Origin of the sequence: Streptomyces sp. NPDC059861 (assembly GCF_042731435.1) — a bacterium.
In the GTDB taxonomy this organism is placed as follows: domain Bacteria; phylum Actinomycetota; class Actinomycetes; order Streptomycetales; family Streptomycetaceae; genus Streptomyces.
Map to the genome: position 1 here is coordinate 1 of NZ_JBHWJQ010000069.1, position 16,305 is coordinate 16,305.

Below are 16,305 nucleotides of genomic sequence, written 5' to 3' on the forward strand. Positions count from 1 at the left end.
TTGCCGGCGAAGGCGTTGCCGAAGAAGTTCAGACGCGGTTCCATGGCGATCTCCTGGTCGGGTTCCGGATACGCACTCCAGACCGGACAGCCCCGTCACCTGTGACACCGGAAGTTCGACCCTCACCGAATGAGCGGTACTCTGGTCGCCATGCCGGACCACTCATCCCCCGCCGACAGTGAGATCGCCCTGCCGCGCCTGCTCGGGGCGCTCAGTGATCCGACACGGCTGGGGATCGTCCGGGTGCTGTCCGACGGGGCGGAACGCGGATGGGGTCAGTTGTGCGCCCCCGTCGCCAAGTCCACCCTCAGCCATCACCTCAAGGTGCTGCGCGAGGCGGGTGTCACGCAGACCCGCCAGGAGGGCACCCGGTGCTACGTGACGCTGCGGCGCGAAACCCTCGAAGCACGCTTCCCCGGCCTCCTGCCTGCCCTGCTCTCCGCAGCCGTGGCCGACAACGTCGGGGAACGCGTCACCGACCGCGACGACCAGGCGTGACTGAACCGACGTCCATGCCCCGGGACGCGCGCCCGAAGCGCGTGGGTCAGGCCGCGGCGGTGCGCTGATCCGACTCACCGGCGTCGGCGCCGGCGGTCCTGCCGCCGTGGACGAGACGCAGATGACGGGACCGCCGGGCGTGCCGGGCGGGCTGCGGAACCTCGTGGAGCTTGTCCTCGATACGGCTCATCACGATCAGCAGCAGGCTGAGACCGGGCAGCAGCAGGATGGCGAGCATCAGCACGGGCTTTCCCCTCCCTGTATGGCCATGCCAGGCGGGTGCCCAGGAATCGCGCGGTGATGGAGGGCGCGACCACAAAAGCACCCGAAGTAATGGCTTCGTGGTGCTCAGTGATGCGATGGGCTCGGTTCGCAGCCGGGCCGCCTGCCGAGGTGATGAGGGCTGAGGGCTCTCACCACCTCGCCGGAGTGCGCTCCCCGGGGGCGGGGGCTCAGCGCCGCTCGGGCAGGTCGCGCTCGGCCGGCGGCGACTCCGCGTCCCGTGCGGGCGCGGTGGCGGTGCGCGCGGACGGCGAGGACGCCGGCTTCTTCCCGCAGAACGCGGCCTCCAGCGTGTCACCGAGCGCCGTGTTGGCCTCGCCGCGGTTGGAGGTGTTCGCCATCGCCGACAGGCTGCGGCGGCCGTCGCGGGTGGAGAAGGCGTACGTGTAGTAGCCCTGGACGGTGCCGGTGTGGCCGTAGATCCGCGTGCCGCAGGACAGGTCGTAGCGGCGCAGGCCGAGCCCGTAGAAGCGGGTGACGGTCGTGTCCGTCGGCGTCACCGTGGTCATGGCCTCCAGCGTGGCCCGGGACAGCAGCCGGCCCCGCAGGAGCGCGCTGGTGAAGGCGTTGAGGTCGGCGGGGCTGGAGATCACGGCGCCGGCCGACTGCGCCCAGGACACGGTCTGCTCGGTGGAGTCCACGAGCGGCGCGCCGGCCTCGTCGGGGTGCAGGTAGCCCCGCACCCGCAGTCCCTTGATGCGCGTGTCGGGATGCACGTACGAGGTCTGACGCAGTCCCAGCGGCTTGATGATGCGGCGCTGGTAGGCGTCGGCCACCGGACGGCCTGTCAGCTTCTCGATGAGCATGCCGACGACCACGAAGTTGGTGTTCGAGTACTTGTACGCCGCACCGGGCTCGGTGGTGGGGGGCTCGGCGAGGGACAGGTCGACGAGCTCCTGGTAGCTGAAGACGCGGTTCCGTACGGCTTCGAAGCCGGGCACCGTCTGGTTGAACATGGCCTCGGTGTAATCGGCCAAGCCGCTGCGGTGGGTGAGCAGGTGACGGACCGTGATGCGGTCGTCGGGCAGCAGCCCCGGCAGATAGCGGCCCACCGGCCGGTCCAGCTTCAGCCTGCCCTCATCCACCAGTTGGAGCAGCACCACGGCGGAGAACGTCTTGCTGACGCTGCCGATCCGGAACCGCGCGTCCACGTCCATCGGCGCACCTGAGACTCTGTCGCGGACTCCGACGGCACGGCTCCGGACCCCGTCCGGTGCGGTGTAGCGCGCCATGGCGCCCGGCGCGCCCTTGGCCGTCGCGGCGTTCAGCGCCGCGACCACCCCGTCCATGTCCGGGGCGGCGATCGTCGCCGACATCTCCGGGGCGGGGGAGGCGGGCGCTTGGGCGACGCCGCGGGGCGCGGCGGGAGCGGCCGACGCGGTGGCGAGAGGAGCGAATCCCCCGGCGAGGGCGGCGATCACGGAGACGCCGACGGTCAGACGTCGGCGTGGCGACAGGGACACGATGATTCCTCGTTTTCTTCCTCGGCTGGTTCGGCAGGAGGCTGGATGCACGGGGCGGTCGACCACGGGCGCGCATGGGTCATGAGTGCCTGAACTCGACCTCCGGTTGCAGGAACGCGACGCGACCTGCAAAGGACACTCGCCGCTCTCCGAGGCGAGGCTGTGCGGGTGCCTCGCGCGTGCGACATGACCCGCTGTCAGTGGCACCTGCCACGATGACGAGCATGAAGATCTTCGAGTGGGGGCCGCTGCTCGAGCGGTGGAGCGAGGAGTGGCTGGAAGCCCTGGCCGCGGAGGAGCCGGAGGAGTTCGAGGAGCTGGAAGAGGACATCGTCCGTGAGCGCTGGCTGGGGTTCGCACCGGCCGGCCCGTCGGGGATCACCGCTCTGGAGGAGCGCGTTCGCAGGCTCGGGATCGCGGCGCCCCTGCCGCCGTCCCTGCGCGCGTTCCTGGAGACGACGAACGGCTGGCGCCACGCGGGTGGCTTCGTCTATCTGCTCGCCGGAGCGGAGAGCATCGACTCCTACGGGGATCCGTACGACCTCCAGCGGCTGCACGAGGAGAATCTGGACGCGGACCCGTCGGCGGAGGAGGTCCGCCTGGCCGGTATGTGGGGCCGGGCGCTGCAGCTGTCGCTCGACTCGGACATGACGGATGTGCTGCTCGACCCGGGCGACGTCGGCGCCGACGGGGAGTGGGCGGTTTACGTCCACCACGGCTGGAGCGGTGAACGTCCCGACCGCCATGACTCGTTCCGCGTGTTCATGGAGCGGATGTACAAGCAGTTCTACCAGCTGGGCGGCGGTCACTCCGGCTTCGAGAACGCGGTGACGCGTGAGCTCGACGCCAAGGTGGAGGATGCTCGACTGGCCTGTCTGCGGGGTGAGTTGGACGAGGCGCTCACCGTCCTGGGCGAGGCGAGGGAGCTCGGCAGAGAGCGTGCGGGCCTGCTGGTCGCACAGCTCCGGGCGCTGCTCGACGGCGATGCCTGGGTGCCGCTCGACCCGCGCATGGACGATCCGCTGTACGCGGGGGAGGTGCTGCCCCTGAAGGTGTGCGACCACCTACGCAGGTTCCGGCACGACGACTCCTTTGTGCTCGGCCCGGTGACGGAGGACTACGCGACGGACCGGGAGCGGGCCAAGGTGGTCCTGGAGCAGATCAGGGAGCGCACCTACGAGTACACCTCACCGGGCCCCTTCGGGCGCGCGGTCGAGGAGGCGAGGGAGTTGGCCCGCTGGGGCGACACGGACGGCGCCTGGCGGGCCCTCGCGGCGGCGGTCCCGCAGTGGGAGCCGTACCGGGACGACCATGTGGCCCCGTTCGGCCTGCTCGGAGATCCGCTGCTCGGACCGGTCGTCACGCCCGAGCGGGGCAGGCAACTGCTGACCACCCCCCGGGCCGGTCAGGCGCGGACAACGCCCGCTCCCGCGTCGGCTCCCGCTCCGGTGTCGGCTTCCGCTCCCGCCTCCGCCTCCGCCGACGAGCGGGAGGCGGCGCATGACGGGCTCGGGTGGTTGACGCACCAAGACCACCCCGCAGGCGGACCGCGTCGGGAGTCGTACCGGTTCGTCCTGGTGGAAGGCGTACGCCCCGAAGAACTGGCGGAGCGCTTCGGCACAGGCCCGCTGGAGCCGGTCGCGGGAGAGAGCGAGCTGCGGCATCTTCAGTTCTCGGCGCAGCCACGGCGCCCTGGGCCGACGGCCCGCATCGGCGCCAGGGACGGTTGGAGCTTCGCCTTCGAGTCGGCCCACCGGCTGCACTTCGATCCGTCCCGCCTGAGACACCCCGGCACCGAACTCTCGGGCGGCACCCGCGCCCTGACGGTCTGGCGGCAGCCGGGGCTGTTCCACTTCGCCTGCGCCGAGGACGGCGAACAGCGGTACGCCTTCACGGTCCACCAGGCGGTGCGCCACCAGACGGGCACGCTCCCCGCCGAGCTCCGCCCCGATCGGCTGTTCCCCGACCCGGCAGGACCCGCCGTCGACCTCTCGGACGAACGCCGTGCTCTGGACGCGATCGCGGCGACGTACGGTGTCTCACTTCCCCGATTCGCCCTGGACCACGGCAGGTTGCCCACGCTGCCGACGCGGCCGTGGATCGGGCCGGCGGGGCCCGGGGCGGGGTACGTGACGGCCACGGGCACCGTGAGGTAGGGCGACGGATCGCCTCACACGGGCCGCATCCGACCCATTGACCCCCTGTGAAGCCGGAACCTACGCTGTGCGACGTATACCAGAAAGCGCTTTCCAGATCACGGTCCGCATACCAGCCACCGGGAGCGCAAAATGAGTGGTCATCACCCACGGCTCCGCCGAAGAATCCTCTTTCCCGCCACCGTCGTCACGGCACTTCTTGCGCTTGTCGTCGGGCTCGGCCTGGCCTCGCCCCCACGGGCCGAAGCAGCCGCGGCCTACCGGGTCTTGGTCTTCTCCAAGGTCACCAACTTCACCCATGACTCCATCCCCGCCGGGATCGAGGCCATCAAGAAGCTGGGCAGCGAGAACGGCTTCGAGGTCGAGGCCACCGACGACGCCGCGGCCTTCACCGACGCGAACCTCGCGCGCTTCCAGGCGATCGTCTTCAACAACACCAACTCCACGCCGGAGTCGGGCGATCTGCTCGACGCCGCCCAGCGCGCCGCACTCCAGAAGTACGTACGCGGCGGTGGCGGCTGGGTCGGTCTGCACGCGGCCTCGGCCAGCGAGCGCGACTGGACCTGGTACGAGGGTCTCGTCGGCGCCATCTTCGACAAGCACCCCGCCGTCCAGACCGGGCGGGTCAAGGTCCTCGACCAGGCGCACCCCTCCACCAAGGGCCTGCCGGAACTCTGGGAGCGCTCCGAGGAGTGGTACAACTGGCGCACCAACCCCACCGGCAAGGTCCACACGCTCGCGCAGATCAAGGTGCGTGACGGCATCACCGGGCTCGACGAGGGTGTCGACCATCCGTGGTCCTGGTGCCAGAACTACGACGGCGGGCGCTCCTGGTTCACCGCCGGCGGCCACGACAGCGCCGCGTTCGGCGAGGCGCCGTTCCTCCAGCATCTGCTCGGCGGCATCCAGTGGGCCGCGGGCGACAAGCCCGGCGACTGCACCGCCGGCAAGACCAGCGCCTTCCAGCGCACCCCGCTGGCCACCAGTGATCTGGCCGACCCCTTCGAACTGGCCGTCGCGCCCGACCGCCGGGTGTTCTTCATCCAGCGCACCGGCAAGGTCAAGGTGATCGACCAGCAGACGCTCAAGGTCACCACCGTCCTGGACTTCGCCTACACGCCGGAGATGACGAGCCAGTCCGACGGCCTCCTCGGCCTGGCACTGGACCCCGACTTCGCCGAGAACCACTGGCTGTATCTCCTGAACTCCGACAAGACCGAGAAACAGATCAATCTGTCGCGGTTCACGGTGACGGGCAACACGATCGACCCCGCGTCGGAGAAGCGGCTGCTCGCGATCCCCACCCTGCGGGGCGAGGGCAGGGCCAACTCCCACATGGCGGGCTCGCTCGCCTTCGACAAGCACGGCGAGCTCTACATCGCGACCGGGGACAACACCGACCCCTTCGCCTCGGACGGTTTCACCCCCATCGACGAGGGTGCGGGTCGCCGCGCGTGGGACGCCCAGGGCACCTCGGGCAACACCAACGACCTCCGCGGCAAGATTCTGCGCATCACCCCGGAGGACGACGGGACCTACAGCGTCCCCGAGGGCAACCTCTTCGCGCCGGGTACGGACAGGACGCGTCCCGAGGTCTACGCGATGGGCATGCGCAACCCGTTCCGGATCACCACCGATCCGCACAGCGGTGCGCTGATGGTGGCGGACTACGGTCCGGACGCCCGTGAGGCCAAGGCGGACCGCGGGCCGGAGGGGACGGTCGAGTACACCCGCATCACCAAGCCCGGAAACTTCGGCTGGCCGTACTGCATAGGCAACAACACCCCCTTCAACGACTACGACTTCACGACCAGGACGTCCGGTCCGAAGTTCGACTGCTCCGCCCCGGTCAACGACTCTCCCAACAACACCGGGCTCACCCAGCTGCCGCCCGCCCAGCCGGCCACCGTCTGGTACGCGTACTCCGCTTCATCCGAGTTCCCCGAACTGGGCACCGGCGGCGGCGGGCCGATGAGCGGTCCGGTCTACGACTACGACCCGGCGAACACCTATCGCACCAAGTTCCCGGAGTACTTCGACGGGAAGTGGCTCAACTACGAGCTCACTCGCACCTGGTTCAAGGCGTTCTCGCTCCAGCAGAAGGACCAGACGTTCACCGATCCGCGCTTCGCCCCCGTGAAGGCCGGTGATCTGCACTCCATCAACGGGATCTTCGGCGACATGAAGTGGAATCAGCCCTTCGACGCCGACTTCGGGCCCGACGGAGCGCTCTACGTCATCGACTTCGGTCTCGGCAGCGGCACAGGCCGCGGTGGCAGCAACGAGGGGTCGGGCATCTACCGCATCGACTACGTCGGCGACGACCGGCTGCCGGACGCCAAGGTGACGGCCACGCCCGACAGCGGGAAGGCGCCGCTGAAGGTGAAGTTCTCCAGCGCGGGGTCGGGCCTGCCGAGCGGCACACCGGTGACGTACGCCTGGGACTTCGACGGGAACGGCACCACCGACTCGACGGCTGCCGACCCGACCCACGTCTATCGGACCGAGGGGCGCTTCACCGCCCGGCTGACGGTCACCGCCCCCGGGAATCTGAGCGGTCTCGCCGTCACCGACATCACCGTGGGCAACTCCCGGCCCGAGGTGACCATCCAGCGGCCGCCGAACGGCGGGATGTTCAGCTTCGGCGACACCATCCCGTTCAAGGTCAAGGTCAAGGACCGCGAGGACGGACAGATCGACTGCTCGCGCGTGGTCGTCCAGTCGCAGCTCGGCCACGACTCGCATCTGCATCCGCTGGACAACTACACCGGTTGCGCCGGCGAGATCCGGACGGACGCCGGCGACAGCCACGGCCCCGGCCAGAACCTGTACTACGGCATCACCGCCCAGTACGAGGACAAGGGAGCGCCCGGGGTACCGGCGCTCACCGGTTCGACCTCGCTCACCCTGCGCCCGGCCCTGCGCGAGGCGGAGCACCACACCTCCACCGGCGGCGCCCACGACGGCGTGGTGGTGGCGAACCGCGCGGACGCCTCCGGCGGCAAGCGGCTGACGGAGATCGAGGACGGCGACTGGGTCCGCTTCGATCCCGTGCACCTGAAGGGGATCGACTCGGTGACGGTCGGCGCGGCCTCGGGCGGCCTCGGCGGAACCGTCGAGTTCCGTTCCGGGTCACCCACGGGCTCCCTCCTCGGCAGTGTGACCGTGCCCAACACCGGCGACTGGGGCAACGTCGTCTCGCCGACGACCGCCCTGAAGTTCGCGGGGATCACCGCACCGCTGTACGTGGTCTTCTCCAACCCGCAGTGGGCCGCCGACAAGCCGGACCTGTTCGCCGTGGACTGGCTGCACTTCAACGGACGTGGCGTCGAGAAGCACCCGGGCACCAAGGTCACCGTGAAGGGGGCTCCGGCCTCCGGCACCGCACCCCTCGCCGTCCAGCTGACGAGCACCGTGAAACCGCTCGCCGGCCGCACCATCGCCTCGTACCACTGGGACTTCGGTGACAACACCAAGCCCACCGCGCCCGAGGGCGCGACGGCGACGCACAGCTACGCCAGGCCCGGTACGTACACCGCACATCTGACCGTCACCGACGACAAGGGCGACACCACCAGCGCCTTCGCCCGCGTCACCGTGAGTTGAGGCAAGAGCAGACATGAGAGGAGCTGACATGAACGGCACACGACGCGCCTTCCTCGGAACCGCACTGGGCGCGGCCGCGGCGACCGCTCTGGGCGCACCCGCCCAGGCCGCCGAGACGGGCCGGTGCCGACGGCGCATCCCGCCGTCCGGCATCGGGATGCACCTCTACACCATGCGCACCCCGCTGGCGACGGACTTCAAGGGCACCCTCGGCCGGCTCTCGGACATGGGATACGCGACGGTCGGAGTGAGCGGCCGGCACGGCAACAGCGCGGCCGCGATCCGGACCATGCTGGACGAGACCCGTCTCAAGGCGGTGCTCGAACACGTCGGGTACGACATCGTCCGCGGCAGCGGTCTGCCGCAGGCCCTGGAGGACATCCACACCCTCGGCGCCAGGTGGATCGTCGTACCGAGCCTGCCCAGCGCCATGCACAACCCGGCGGGGTTCCGGGAAGCCGCCAGGGAGTTCAACAAGGCCGGGCTCGCCGCACGCGAGGCCGGTCTCGGGCCGCTCCTGTTCCACAACCACGGCCTGGACCACGAGGTCGTCGAGGGCGAGAACCTGTACGACATCCTGCTGAAGGAGACCGACCCGCACCTGGTCGGATTCGAGCTCGACGTGTACTGGGCGGCCAAGGGCGGAGCCGATCCCCGGTCGCTGTTCGTGCGCCACCGCCGGCGTTTCCCCGCGCTGCACGTCAAGGACATGGCCCCGAACGGGGACTTCGCCGATGTCGGTTCGGGTGTCCTCGACTTCCCGTCGATGTTCCGGACGGCGGACAGCGGGGGCGTACGGCAGTGGCTGGTCGAGCACGACGCACCGGCGGACCCGTTCGCCACCGCGTTGAACAGCTACCGGTACCTCTCCCGTCTGAGGTACTGACGGCGACGGCACACCCGCACGCCACTGAGCCTCGCACCCCGACGAAGGGGGGCGAGGCTCAGTCGTCCGGGTCTGTGCGCCGACCCGTGGACCCGCGCGTCAGTCCGCGGCGGAGGCCGCACCGAGCAGATGGCGGATACGGCTGGTGGCCTCCCGGAACTCAGGGCGCCCCATCGTCTCGGTGTAGTCGCGCTCGGCCGGCAGTCCCACCGTGATGGTCTCCGTGATCGTGCCGGGCCGCGGGCTCATCACCACCACCCGGTCGGCCAGGTAGCAGGCCTCGGAGATGGAGTGCGTGACGAGCAGCACGGTGGTGCCCGTCTCCCGCCAGATCCGGTTGAGTTCCATGTTCATCTGCTCGCGGGTCAGCGCGTCGAGCGCACCGAACGGCTCGTCCATCAGCAGCACCGGCGGTTCGTGCAGCAGCGCGCGGCACAGCGCCACCCGCTGCTGCATACCGCCGGACAGCTCGTGCGGATAGGCGTCCTCGAAGCCGCCGAGGCCGGTCATGGCGATCAGCTCCTCGACACGCCGCCGGGCGGTCGCACCCGGCATCCTGCGCATCTCGGCCTGGAGCAGGATGTTGCGGCGGGCCGACCGCCACTCCAGGAGGGCCGCGCGCTGGAAGACGTAACCGATGTCGTGGCGCGGGCCGCGTACCTGCTCGCCCGCGAGCCGGACCTCTCCGGCGGACGGTTTCAGCAGGCCCGCGACCAGCTTGAGCAGGGTGGACTTCCCGCAGCCCGAGGGGCCGACGATGGCGACGAACTCCCCGGCCGCGACATCGAGGGAGACTCGCTCCAGCGCGGTGACGTCCCGGTTCTTCGTGCGGAAGCGGACCGCCACGTCGGCGAGTCCGACCGCCGCCTGCCGCGCGTCCTTGTCCAGCCGCACACCGGGCTCCCGCACCGTCGTCTCTCTCGCCATCGTCATCCCTTCATCGCGGTGGCGCTGTCCCAGTACTCCGCCACGGGCTTGGGGCTCTTGACCAGGCCGGCCTCGGAGAAGACGTCGATCGTCTGCTGCCAGTCGGCATCGGTGTTCACACCGGGTGCCTTGCCCTCGGTCGCCGGGGTGTGCAGCAGCGTCAGGGTCGTCTCGAACTGCTCGGACAGCACCTCCTTGGGCGGGAGTTGCTCGCTGGCGCCGTCCATCGCGCTGACGGCCGGATCGGGGGACTTCTCCGCCGCGGCGAACGACTCGCTGACCGCCTTGGCCATACGGGCGGCCACGTCCTTCTTGGTGGTCAGGAAGCGCTGTCCCGTGATGAGGCCGTTGGAGTAGAAGTTGAGCCCGTGCTCGGAGAAGCGCAGATACGCGACCGGCTTCTTGGCCTTGTTCTGCATCGTGGGGCCCTGGTCGCTGGCATAGCCGAGCAGTCCGTCCGTCTTGCCGGAGATCACCGCGGCGATCTTGCCCGCCGGGTCGGTGTTCTGGACCTTGACGTCCGACTCCGCGAGGTCGTTCTTCTTCAGGAAGATCGGAAACGTCTTGGAGAGCGCGTCGCCCGCCGTGCCCGCGATGGTCTTGCCCTTGAGGTCGGCGGGGGCCTTGATGCCCTGCGACTCGAAGAACTGCACGGAGGACGGCGTGGTCTGGAGGAAGACGCCGAGGCTCTTCACCTTGACGCCGGAGTCGACGCCGGACAGCACCGCGGGGGTGTCCGCCCAGCCGAAGTCGGTCTGGCCGGCGCCGGTGGCCTGGACGGTCTTCTGGGACCCCTGCCCGGCCTGGATGGTGAGGTCGATACCGTGCTTCTCGAAGATCTTCTGCTGCTTGCCGTAGTAGAACGGCGCGTGCTCGCCGTACGGATACCAGTTGAGGGTCAGGGTGACCTTGTCGAGCTTCTTGCCCGACTCACTGGTGCTCTCGTCCGAGCCGTCCTCACCGCAGGCCGTGGCGACCAGGAGCAGCGGAACGAGGCCGATCAGAAGTCTGCGCGCAGTCATGGCTGGTCCTTCTCGTCAGCGAGGGTCGTGCGGGGTCAGTAGGCGGTGGTGACACCGGAGTCCCGGCGGCTGGCGTGCCACGGGAGCAGGAACTTCTCGGCGACCTCGACGAGGACGAAGAGGACCACGCCGATCAGCGACATCACGAGCAGTCCCGCGAAGAGCATCGGGGTGTCGAGATTGCCGTTGGCCTGGAGGATGACGTAGCCGAGACCCTCGTTGGCGCCGACGAACTCGCCGACGACGGCGCCGGTGACGGCGAGGGTGACCGCGACCTTGAGGCCGGAGAAGAGGTGGGGGAGCGAGGCGGGGAAGCGGATCTTGACGAAGGTCTGCCAGGAGTTCGCGCCCATCGTCGACGACAGCTGGAGCATCTCCGGGTCGACCGCTTTGAGTCCGGTCACCATCGAGATCACCACGGGGAAGAAGGCGATCAGCACGGCGATCAGGATCTTCGGGGCGATGCCGAAGCCGAGCCAGACGACGAACAGCGGGGCGATGGCGATCTTGGGGACGACCTGGGCGAAGAGCAGGATCGGGTAGAGCGTCTTCTCGACGGTCGACGAGTAGACCATGATCACCGCGGCGGCGACACCGACGGCGACGGCGATCAGGAAGCCCAGCAGAGTCTCGTAGGTGGTCACCCAGGTGTGCTGCCAGAGGTAGTCGCTCTTGCCGGTCAGGACGTCGAGCGTCGCGCCCGGTGAGGGCACGAGATAGGGCTCGACCAGTTCGGCCGCGGCGATCACCCACCACGCGCCGAAGCACGCCAGCAGCAGCGCCACGGGGCGCCAGCTCCGATCCAGGGCGGCGGTGATCCGCTCCCTGGCTCCCGGCTTGTTCCGCTGGGCAACCCCCGCCACTTTCTCGGGTGTTGCCTTGATGACGCTCTGGCTCACGGGTCAATTCCTCCGGTTTCCGGAGCGGTTGAGAAGAGCTGTGGGCTGGTATGTTCGGAAAACGCTTTCAGAAAGCGCTTTCTGGTAGGGTGTGGCCACGCTAATGACTGCCTGTGCGCACGGTCAATAGGTCGTCCCGAAGTTTCGGGGGTGCGGTGAGAGAACGGCATGCAACACCCGTCCATGTGACGCTCGACGTCGTCGCGCGTGAGGCCGGCGTCTCCCTGGCCACGGCCTCCAGAGTGCTCAACGGCACCACACGGGTCCGCGAGGACCTGCGCCAGCGGGTACGCGCGGCCGCCGACCTGCTCGGCTACATCCCCAACGCCCATGCCCAGGCGCTCGCCAGCGCCTCCAGCAACACGGTCGGGCTGATCTGTCACGACGTCGGAGACCCGTACTTCGCCGCCATAGCCGCCGGAGTGATGCGCGCCGCCGCCGAGCAGGACCTCCTCGTCATGCTCGCCAGCACCTTCCGGGAACCCGAGCGCGAGATCGCGTACGTCTCCACGCTCCGCGCGCAGCGGGCCCGCGCGATCCTGCTCATCGGCTCGGGCATCCAGGACCGCGCCTGGGAGCGAGCCCTCGCCGCCGAACTCGAACCGTACGTCCGCGCGGGCGGCCGGGTCGCGGTGGTGAGCCGGCACCGCAGCCTGCGGGTGGACGCCGTGCTGCCGGAGAACCGCGCCGGCGCCGCGGCGCTCGCGCGAGCCCTGCTGGACCTCGGTCACCGGGAGTTCGCCGTACTCAGCGGACCGCCCGAACTGACCACGGTCTCGGACCGGTTGGCGGGCTTCCGAGAAGGCCTCGCCACGGCCGGCGTCAGGCTGCCGCGGGAGCGCGTCGTGGAAGGCGCGTTCACCCGCGACGGCGGATACACGGCCGCACGTGAGCTGCTGACCCGGCCAAGCCGGCCGACCTGTGTCTTCGCCGTCACCGACGTGATGGCGGTCGGGGCCCTCGCCGCGTTCCGGGAGGAGGGCGTCCGGGTTCCTGAGGACATGTCCCTGGCCGGGTTCGACGACATCCCCCTCGTACGGGAACTCTCACCGCCCCTGACCACCGTCGCCCTGCCGCTCGCCGCGATGGGGCAGCAGGTCATGGCCCTCGCCCTGTGCGAGCCGCACGGCCCGCGCTCACGCGTACTGCGGGCCGGCGGCGAGGTCGTCCTGCGTGCCAGCACCGCCCCACCTCCACCTGATTCCCTTCGGAGAAGCGGCCGTTGAGCACTCTGCGGACCGCGTGGAGTCCGCCGGCCGCCCGGAGCGCTCCGTCGGTGCGCCCGGGCACCATGGGCGCGCTCGTGGCAGTCCTTCACCAGCCGTGTCGCGGAGGCGATGGATCCCGTCACTTCCCGCCCTCCAAGTCGCCCCGCCGCACCGGACTTTGAACACATCGATGACAAAGTATGGACATGACAAGCAGAAGTCTCCTACCTTTGCGGCGCAACCGCAGGCTCCGCCACGGAAGAAGACCGGAACGAAATCCGGCACGGTCCGGTCCCCAGCCCAGGAGGACCAATGCGCCAACCCCTGTTCCCCGTCGTCCGAAGACACCTCGTTCCGCTGCTGACGTCAGCCGTTCTGGCCGCCGGTGCCCTGGCCGCCCCGGCGGCCGTCGCCGCTCGCGCTGACATTCCGCCGCAGGAGCCCGGGGTCACGCTGCGCGTGTTCGACGTGCAGACCCCGCTCAGCGAGTTGTGCACCCTGAAGCCGGGACAGACCCCCAACCACGACAAGCTCATGCCGACGGTCGACTGGTCCACGACCGCCGACTTCGGCGGGCTCGCCGACCGCTTCGTCGCGGAGGCGACCGGTTACCTGGTGGCGCCGAGCGACGGCTCCTACGTGTTCCGCCTCACCAGCGACGACGGCTCGCGGCTGACCCTGGACGGCGACACGGTGATCGACCACGACGGGCTCCATGGAGCCGAACCGAAGGACGGCGCCGTCCATCTCACCGCAGGGCCACACCCCCTGCGCATCGACCACTTCGAGCGCGACGGCGGGCAGCAGCTGCAGCTCTCCTGGAAACCCCCGGGCGCCGGTGACTTCACCGTCGTGCCCCAGGAGGCGCTGAGTACCGACGCCGGCGTGGTCCGCGTGACGGCGCCGGGCCGAAAGGAGTGCGAGGCCGGCGGTGACACCCCCGGGGACGGCCTGCCGCTCACCTCCGTGCGCCCCGACCTCACCCTCACCGACCTGCGCCCGGACGGTTTCGAACCCCAGGTCAGCGGCATGGACTGGCTGCCCGACGGACGTCTCGCTATCAGTACGTGGGGCGGGAGCAACAACGTTGCCGGAGAGGTGTACCTGCTGGACAACGTCACCGGCCCGACCAGCCGTGACGAGGTCACCGTCGAGAAGGTGGCGACCGGGCTGCGGGAGCCCATGGGGATCAAGTACGTCGACGGTTCCCTGTACGTCTCGCAGAAGCACGAACTGACCCGGCTGGTCGACCGGGACGGCGACGACGTGACCGACGAGTACCGCACGGTGGCCACCTGGCCCTACGGAGGCAACTTCCACGAGTTCGCGTTCGGCCTGCTCTACCGCGACGGGTACTTCTACGTGAACCTCTCCGTCGCCATCGACTACGGCGGCGCGACCACCACTCCGCAGCCGGCGCCGGGCCGCGGGACCACGTACAAGGTGAGCAAGAGGACCGGCCGGATCAGCCCGGTCGCCGGTGGCCTGCGCACGCCCAACGGCATCGGATGGGGACCGGACGGCAGCCTGTTCACCACCGACAACCAGGGCGGCTGGCTTCCTTCCTCGAAACTGGTCCAGATCAAGCAGGACCGCTTCTTCAACCACTACACCGAACCCGCCGGCCCCTTCGAGGACTCCCCCGTCACCGCGCCGGTGCTCTGGCTGCCGCAGAACGAGATCGCCAACTCACCCTCCACACCGCTGTATCTGAGCAAGGGTCGGTTCGCCGGCCAGATGCTGATCGGCGACGTCACCTACGGCGGCCTCCAGCGCGCCTACCTGGAGAAGGTGAAAGGGCAGTACCAAGGTGCCGTCTTCCGCTACACACAGGGCCTGGAGGCCGGCGTCAACCGGATCACCCTCGGTCCCGACGGCGCGATCTACGCCGGCGGTCTCGGCGCCGACGGCAACTGGGGCCAGGAGGGCAAGCTCAGGTTCGGCCTGCAGAAGCTGACGCCCAACGGCGGCAACACCTTCGACATCAAGACCATGCGCGCCGTGCCCGGCGGCTTCGACCTCACGTACACGCAGCCGGTGTCCCCCGAGACCGCCGCGCAACTCGCCGAGCACTACCGGGCCGAGCAGTGGCGCTACACACCGACCACGGACTACGGCGGCCCGAAGATCGCCGAGGAGCGGCTCGCCGTACGCTCGGCGACGTTGTCCAAGGACGGACGCACCGTTCGGCTGCGGCTGGACGGCCTGAAGCCCGGTCATGTCGTGCACGTGCGTTCCCCGCGCCCCTTCACCTCGGCGTCCGGTGAGTCCCTGTGGAACACCGAGGCCTGGTACACGCTCAACGCGATCCCCGGCAAGCAGCCCCCTCCCGCGACCCTGTACGAGGCCGAGGAGGCACGCCTGACCGGCAAGGCCGGCATCAACACCGACCACGTCGGGTACTCCGGCAGCGGTTTCGTCGACCGCTACGCCACCGAGGGCGAGGTCGGCACGTCCTTCGACGTGACGGTCCCGAAGTCGGGCTCCTACGACGTCAACCTGCGCTACTCCAACGGTCCCAACCCCTTCCAGGGCACCAAGTCCCTCTCCCTGTACGCCGACGGGAAGAAGGTGCGGCAGACCGAACTGCCCTCCACCGGCGACTGGGACTCCTGGTCCACCCGGACGGAACGCCTGACCCTGCGCGCCGGCCGCAACGAGATCGCCTACCGGTACGACGCGGGCGACACCGGCCACGTCAACCTCGACCTGATCACCGTGCAGCCGCACGGCACCCCGGTCACCCTCTTCGACGGCACCGCGGCCTCGCAGGCGCGGTGGCTGCACCCGGACGGCCGCCGGACGGCCTGGCCGCTGACCGACGAGAAGTCGATGGAGGTGTGCTGCGGTGACCTCCGCACCAAGGACGCCTACCAGGACTTCGCGCTGCACGTGGAGTTCCGTGTCCCGCTGCTGCCGCCGGACGTGACCGGTCAGGACCGTGGAAACAGCGGCATCTACCTCCAGGACCGCTACGAGCTCCAGATCCTCGACTCCTACGGCGACACCTCGCTGGACACCAACGAGGCCGGCGCGTTCTACCTGAAGAAGGCACCCGACCTGAACGCGGCGACCGCGCCGGAGACCTGGCAGACCTACGACATCGTCTTCCGCGCGGCCCGCTTCGACGACAGCGGCCGCAAGACCGCCGACGCCCGGGCGACGGTCGTGTGGAACGGCAGGAAGGTGCACGACGACGTCACGCTCGACGGTCCCACCGGCTCGGGCCGGCCCGAGACGCCCGCGGCGGGGCCGATCCGGTTGCAGGACCACGGCAACAAGGTGCGGTTCCGCAACATCCGGGTGCAGCCGCTGAGCTGAGCGGCGGCCGCTCCACGACGGGCCCGGGGCCGACGGC

11 protein-coding genes are annotated in these 16,305 nt (G+C 69.7%); 6 read left to right on the forward strand and 5 right to left on the reverse strand.

The annotated features are described in order from the left end of the window. The first annotated feature begins 150 nt into the window (after positions 1-150). Positions 151-498: an ArsR/SmtB family transcription factor gene (locus tag ACFV6X_RS34820; RefSeq protein ID WP_385390391.1), complete on the forward strand. Its 348-nt coding sequence runs from the start codon at positions 151-153 to the stop codon at positions 496-498. 46 nt (positions 499-544) lie between these two features. Here ACFV6X_RS34820 and ACFV6X_RS34825 read toward each other — a convergent pair whose 3' ends face one another. Beyond that, positions 545-742, reverse strand: coding sequence for a hypothetical protein (locus ACFV6X_RS34825; RefSeq protein ID WP_385390374.1), 198 nt, complete (start codon positions 740-742; stop codon positions 545-547). Positions 743-950: 208 nt separating this feature from the next. Continuing rightward, the gene (locus tag ACFV6X_RS34830; RefSeq protein WP_385390375.1) at positions 951-2,243 is read right to left on the reverse strand and encodes a serine hydrolase domain-containing protein; all 1,293 of its coding nucleotides are present in this window, start codon (positions 2,241-2,243) and stop codon (positions 951-953) included. Positions 2,244-2,467: 224 nt separating this feature from the next. Here ACFV6X_RS34830 and ACFV6X_RS34835 point away from each other — a divergent pair, with 224 nt between their 5' ends. The 3 genes from ACFV6X_RS34835 to ACFV6X_RS34845 all read left to right on the forward strand — a co-directional run bounded on the left by ACFV6X_RS34835 (position 2,468) and on the right by ACFV6X_RS34845 (position 8,891). Further along, complete coding sequence (locus tag ACFV6X_RS34835) at positions 2,468-4,399, forward strand: SMI1/KNR4 family protein (protein WP_385390377.1); 1,932 nt, start codon at positions 2,468-2,470, stop codon at positions 4,397-4,399. 132 nt (positions 4,400-4,531) lie between these two features. Beyond that, on the forward strand, positions 4,532-8,005 hold the full coding sequence (locus tag ACFV6X_RS34840; RefSeq protein WP_385390379.1) for a ThuA domain-containing protein: 3,474 nt from the start codon (positions 4,532-4,534) through the stop codon (positions 8,003-8,005). 28 nt (positions 8,006-8,033) lie between these two features. After that, positions 8,034-8,891, forward strand: a complete 858-nt coding sequence (locus ACFV6X_RS34845) for a sugar phosphate isomerase/epimerase family protein (RefSeq protein WP_385390381.1) — start codon at positions 8,034-8,036, stop codon at positions 8,889-8,891. 99 nt (positions 8,892-8,990) lie between these two features. On the opposite strand, the gene ACFV6X_RS34850 is transcribed toward ACFV6X_RS34845, so the two are convergent. The 3 genes from ACFV6X_RS34850 to ACFV6X_RS34860 are packed head-to-tail and all read right to left on the reverse strand — an operon-like array spanning position 8,991 to position 11,739. Then, positions 8,991-9,824, reverse strand: coding sequence for an ABC transporter ATP-binding protein (locus ACFV6X_RS34850; protein WP_385390382.1), 834 nt, complete (start codon positions 9,822-9,824; stop codon positions 8,991-8,993). Then, the gene (locus tag ACFV6X_RS34855; RefSeq protein ID WP_385390384.1) at positions 9,821-10,840 is read right to left on the reverse strand and encodes an ABC transporter substrate-binding protein; all 1,020 of its coding nucleotides are present in this window, start codon (positions 10,838-10,840) and stop codon (positions 9,821-9,823) included. The genes ACFV6X_RS34850 and ACFV6X_RS34855 overlap by 4 nt, the downstream gene beginning before the upstream one ends. A gap of 35 nt (positions 10,841-10,875) precedes the next feature. Continuing rightward, positions 10,876-11,739 (reverse strand): ABC transporter permease, encoded by an 864-nt coding sequence (locus tag ACFV6X_RS34860; RefSeq protein WP_385390386.1) that lies wholly within the window; start codon positions 11,737-11,739, stop codon positions 10,876-10,878. A gap of 185 nt (positions 11,740-11,924) precedes the next feature. On the opposite strand from ACFV6X_RS34860, the gene ACFV6X_RS34865 reads away from it, so the two are divergent. Together ACFV6X_RS34865 and ACFV6X_RS34870 are read left to right on the forward strand one after the other, a co-directional pair. Further along, a complete protein-coding gene (locus ACFV6X_RS34865) occupies positions 11,925-12,965 on the forward strand; it encodes a LacI family DNA-binding transcriptional regulator (RefSeq protein WP_385390388.1) in 1,041 nt (346 codons plus the stop codon). Between the two features lie 294 nt (positions 12,966-13,259). Then, positions 13,260-16,268, forward strand: coding sequence for a family 16 glycoside hydrolase (locus tag ACFV6X_RS34870; RefSeq protein ID WP_385390390.1), 3,009 nt, complete (start codon positions 13,260-13,262; stop codon positions 16,266-16,268). Positions 16,269-16,305 lie beyond the last annotated feature (37 nt).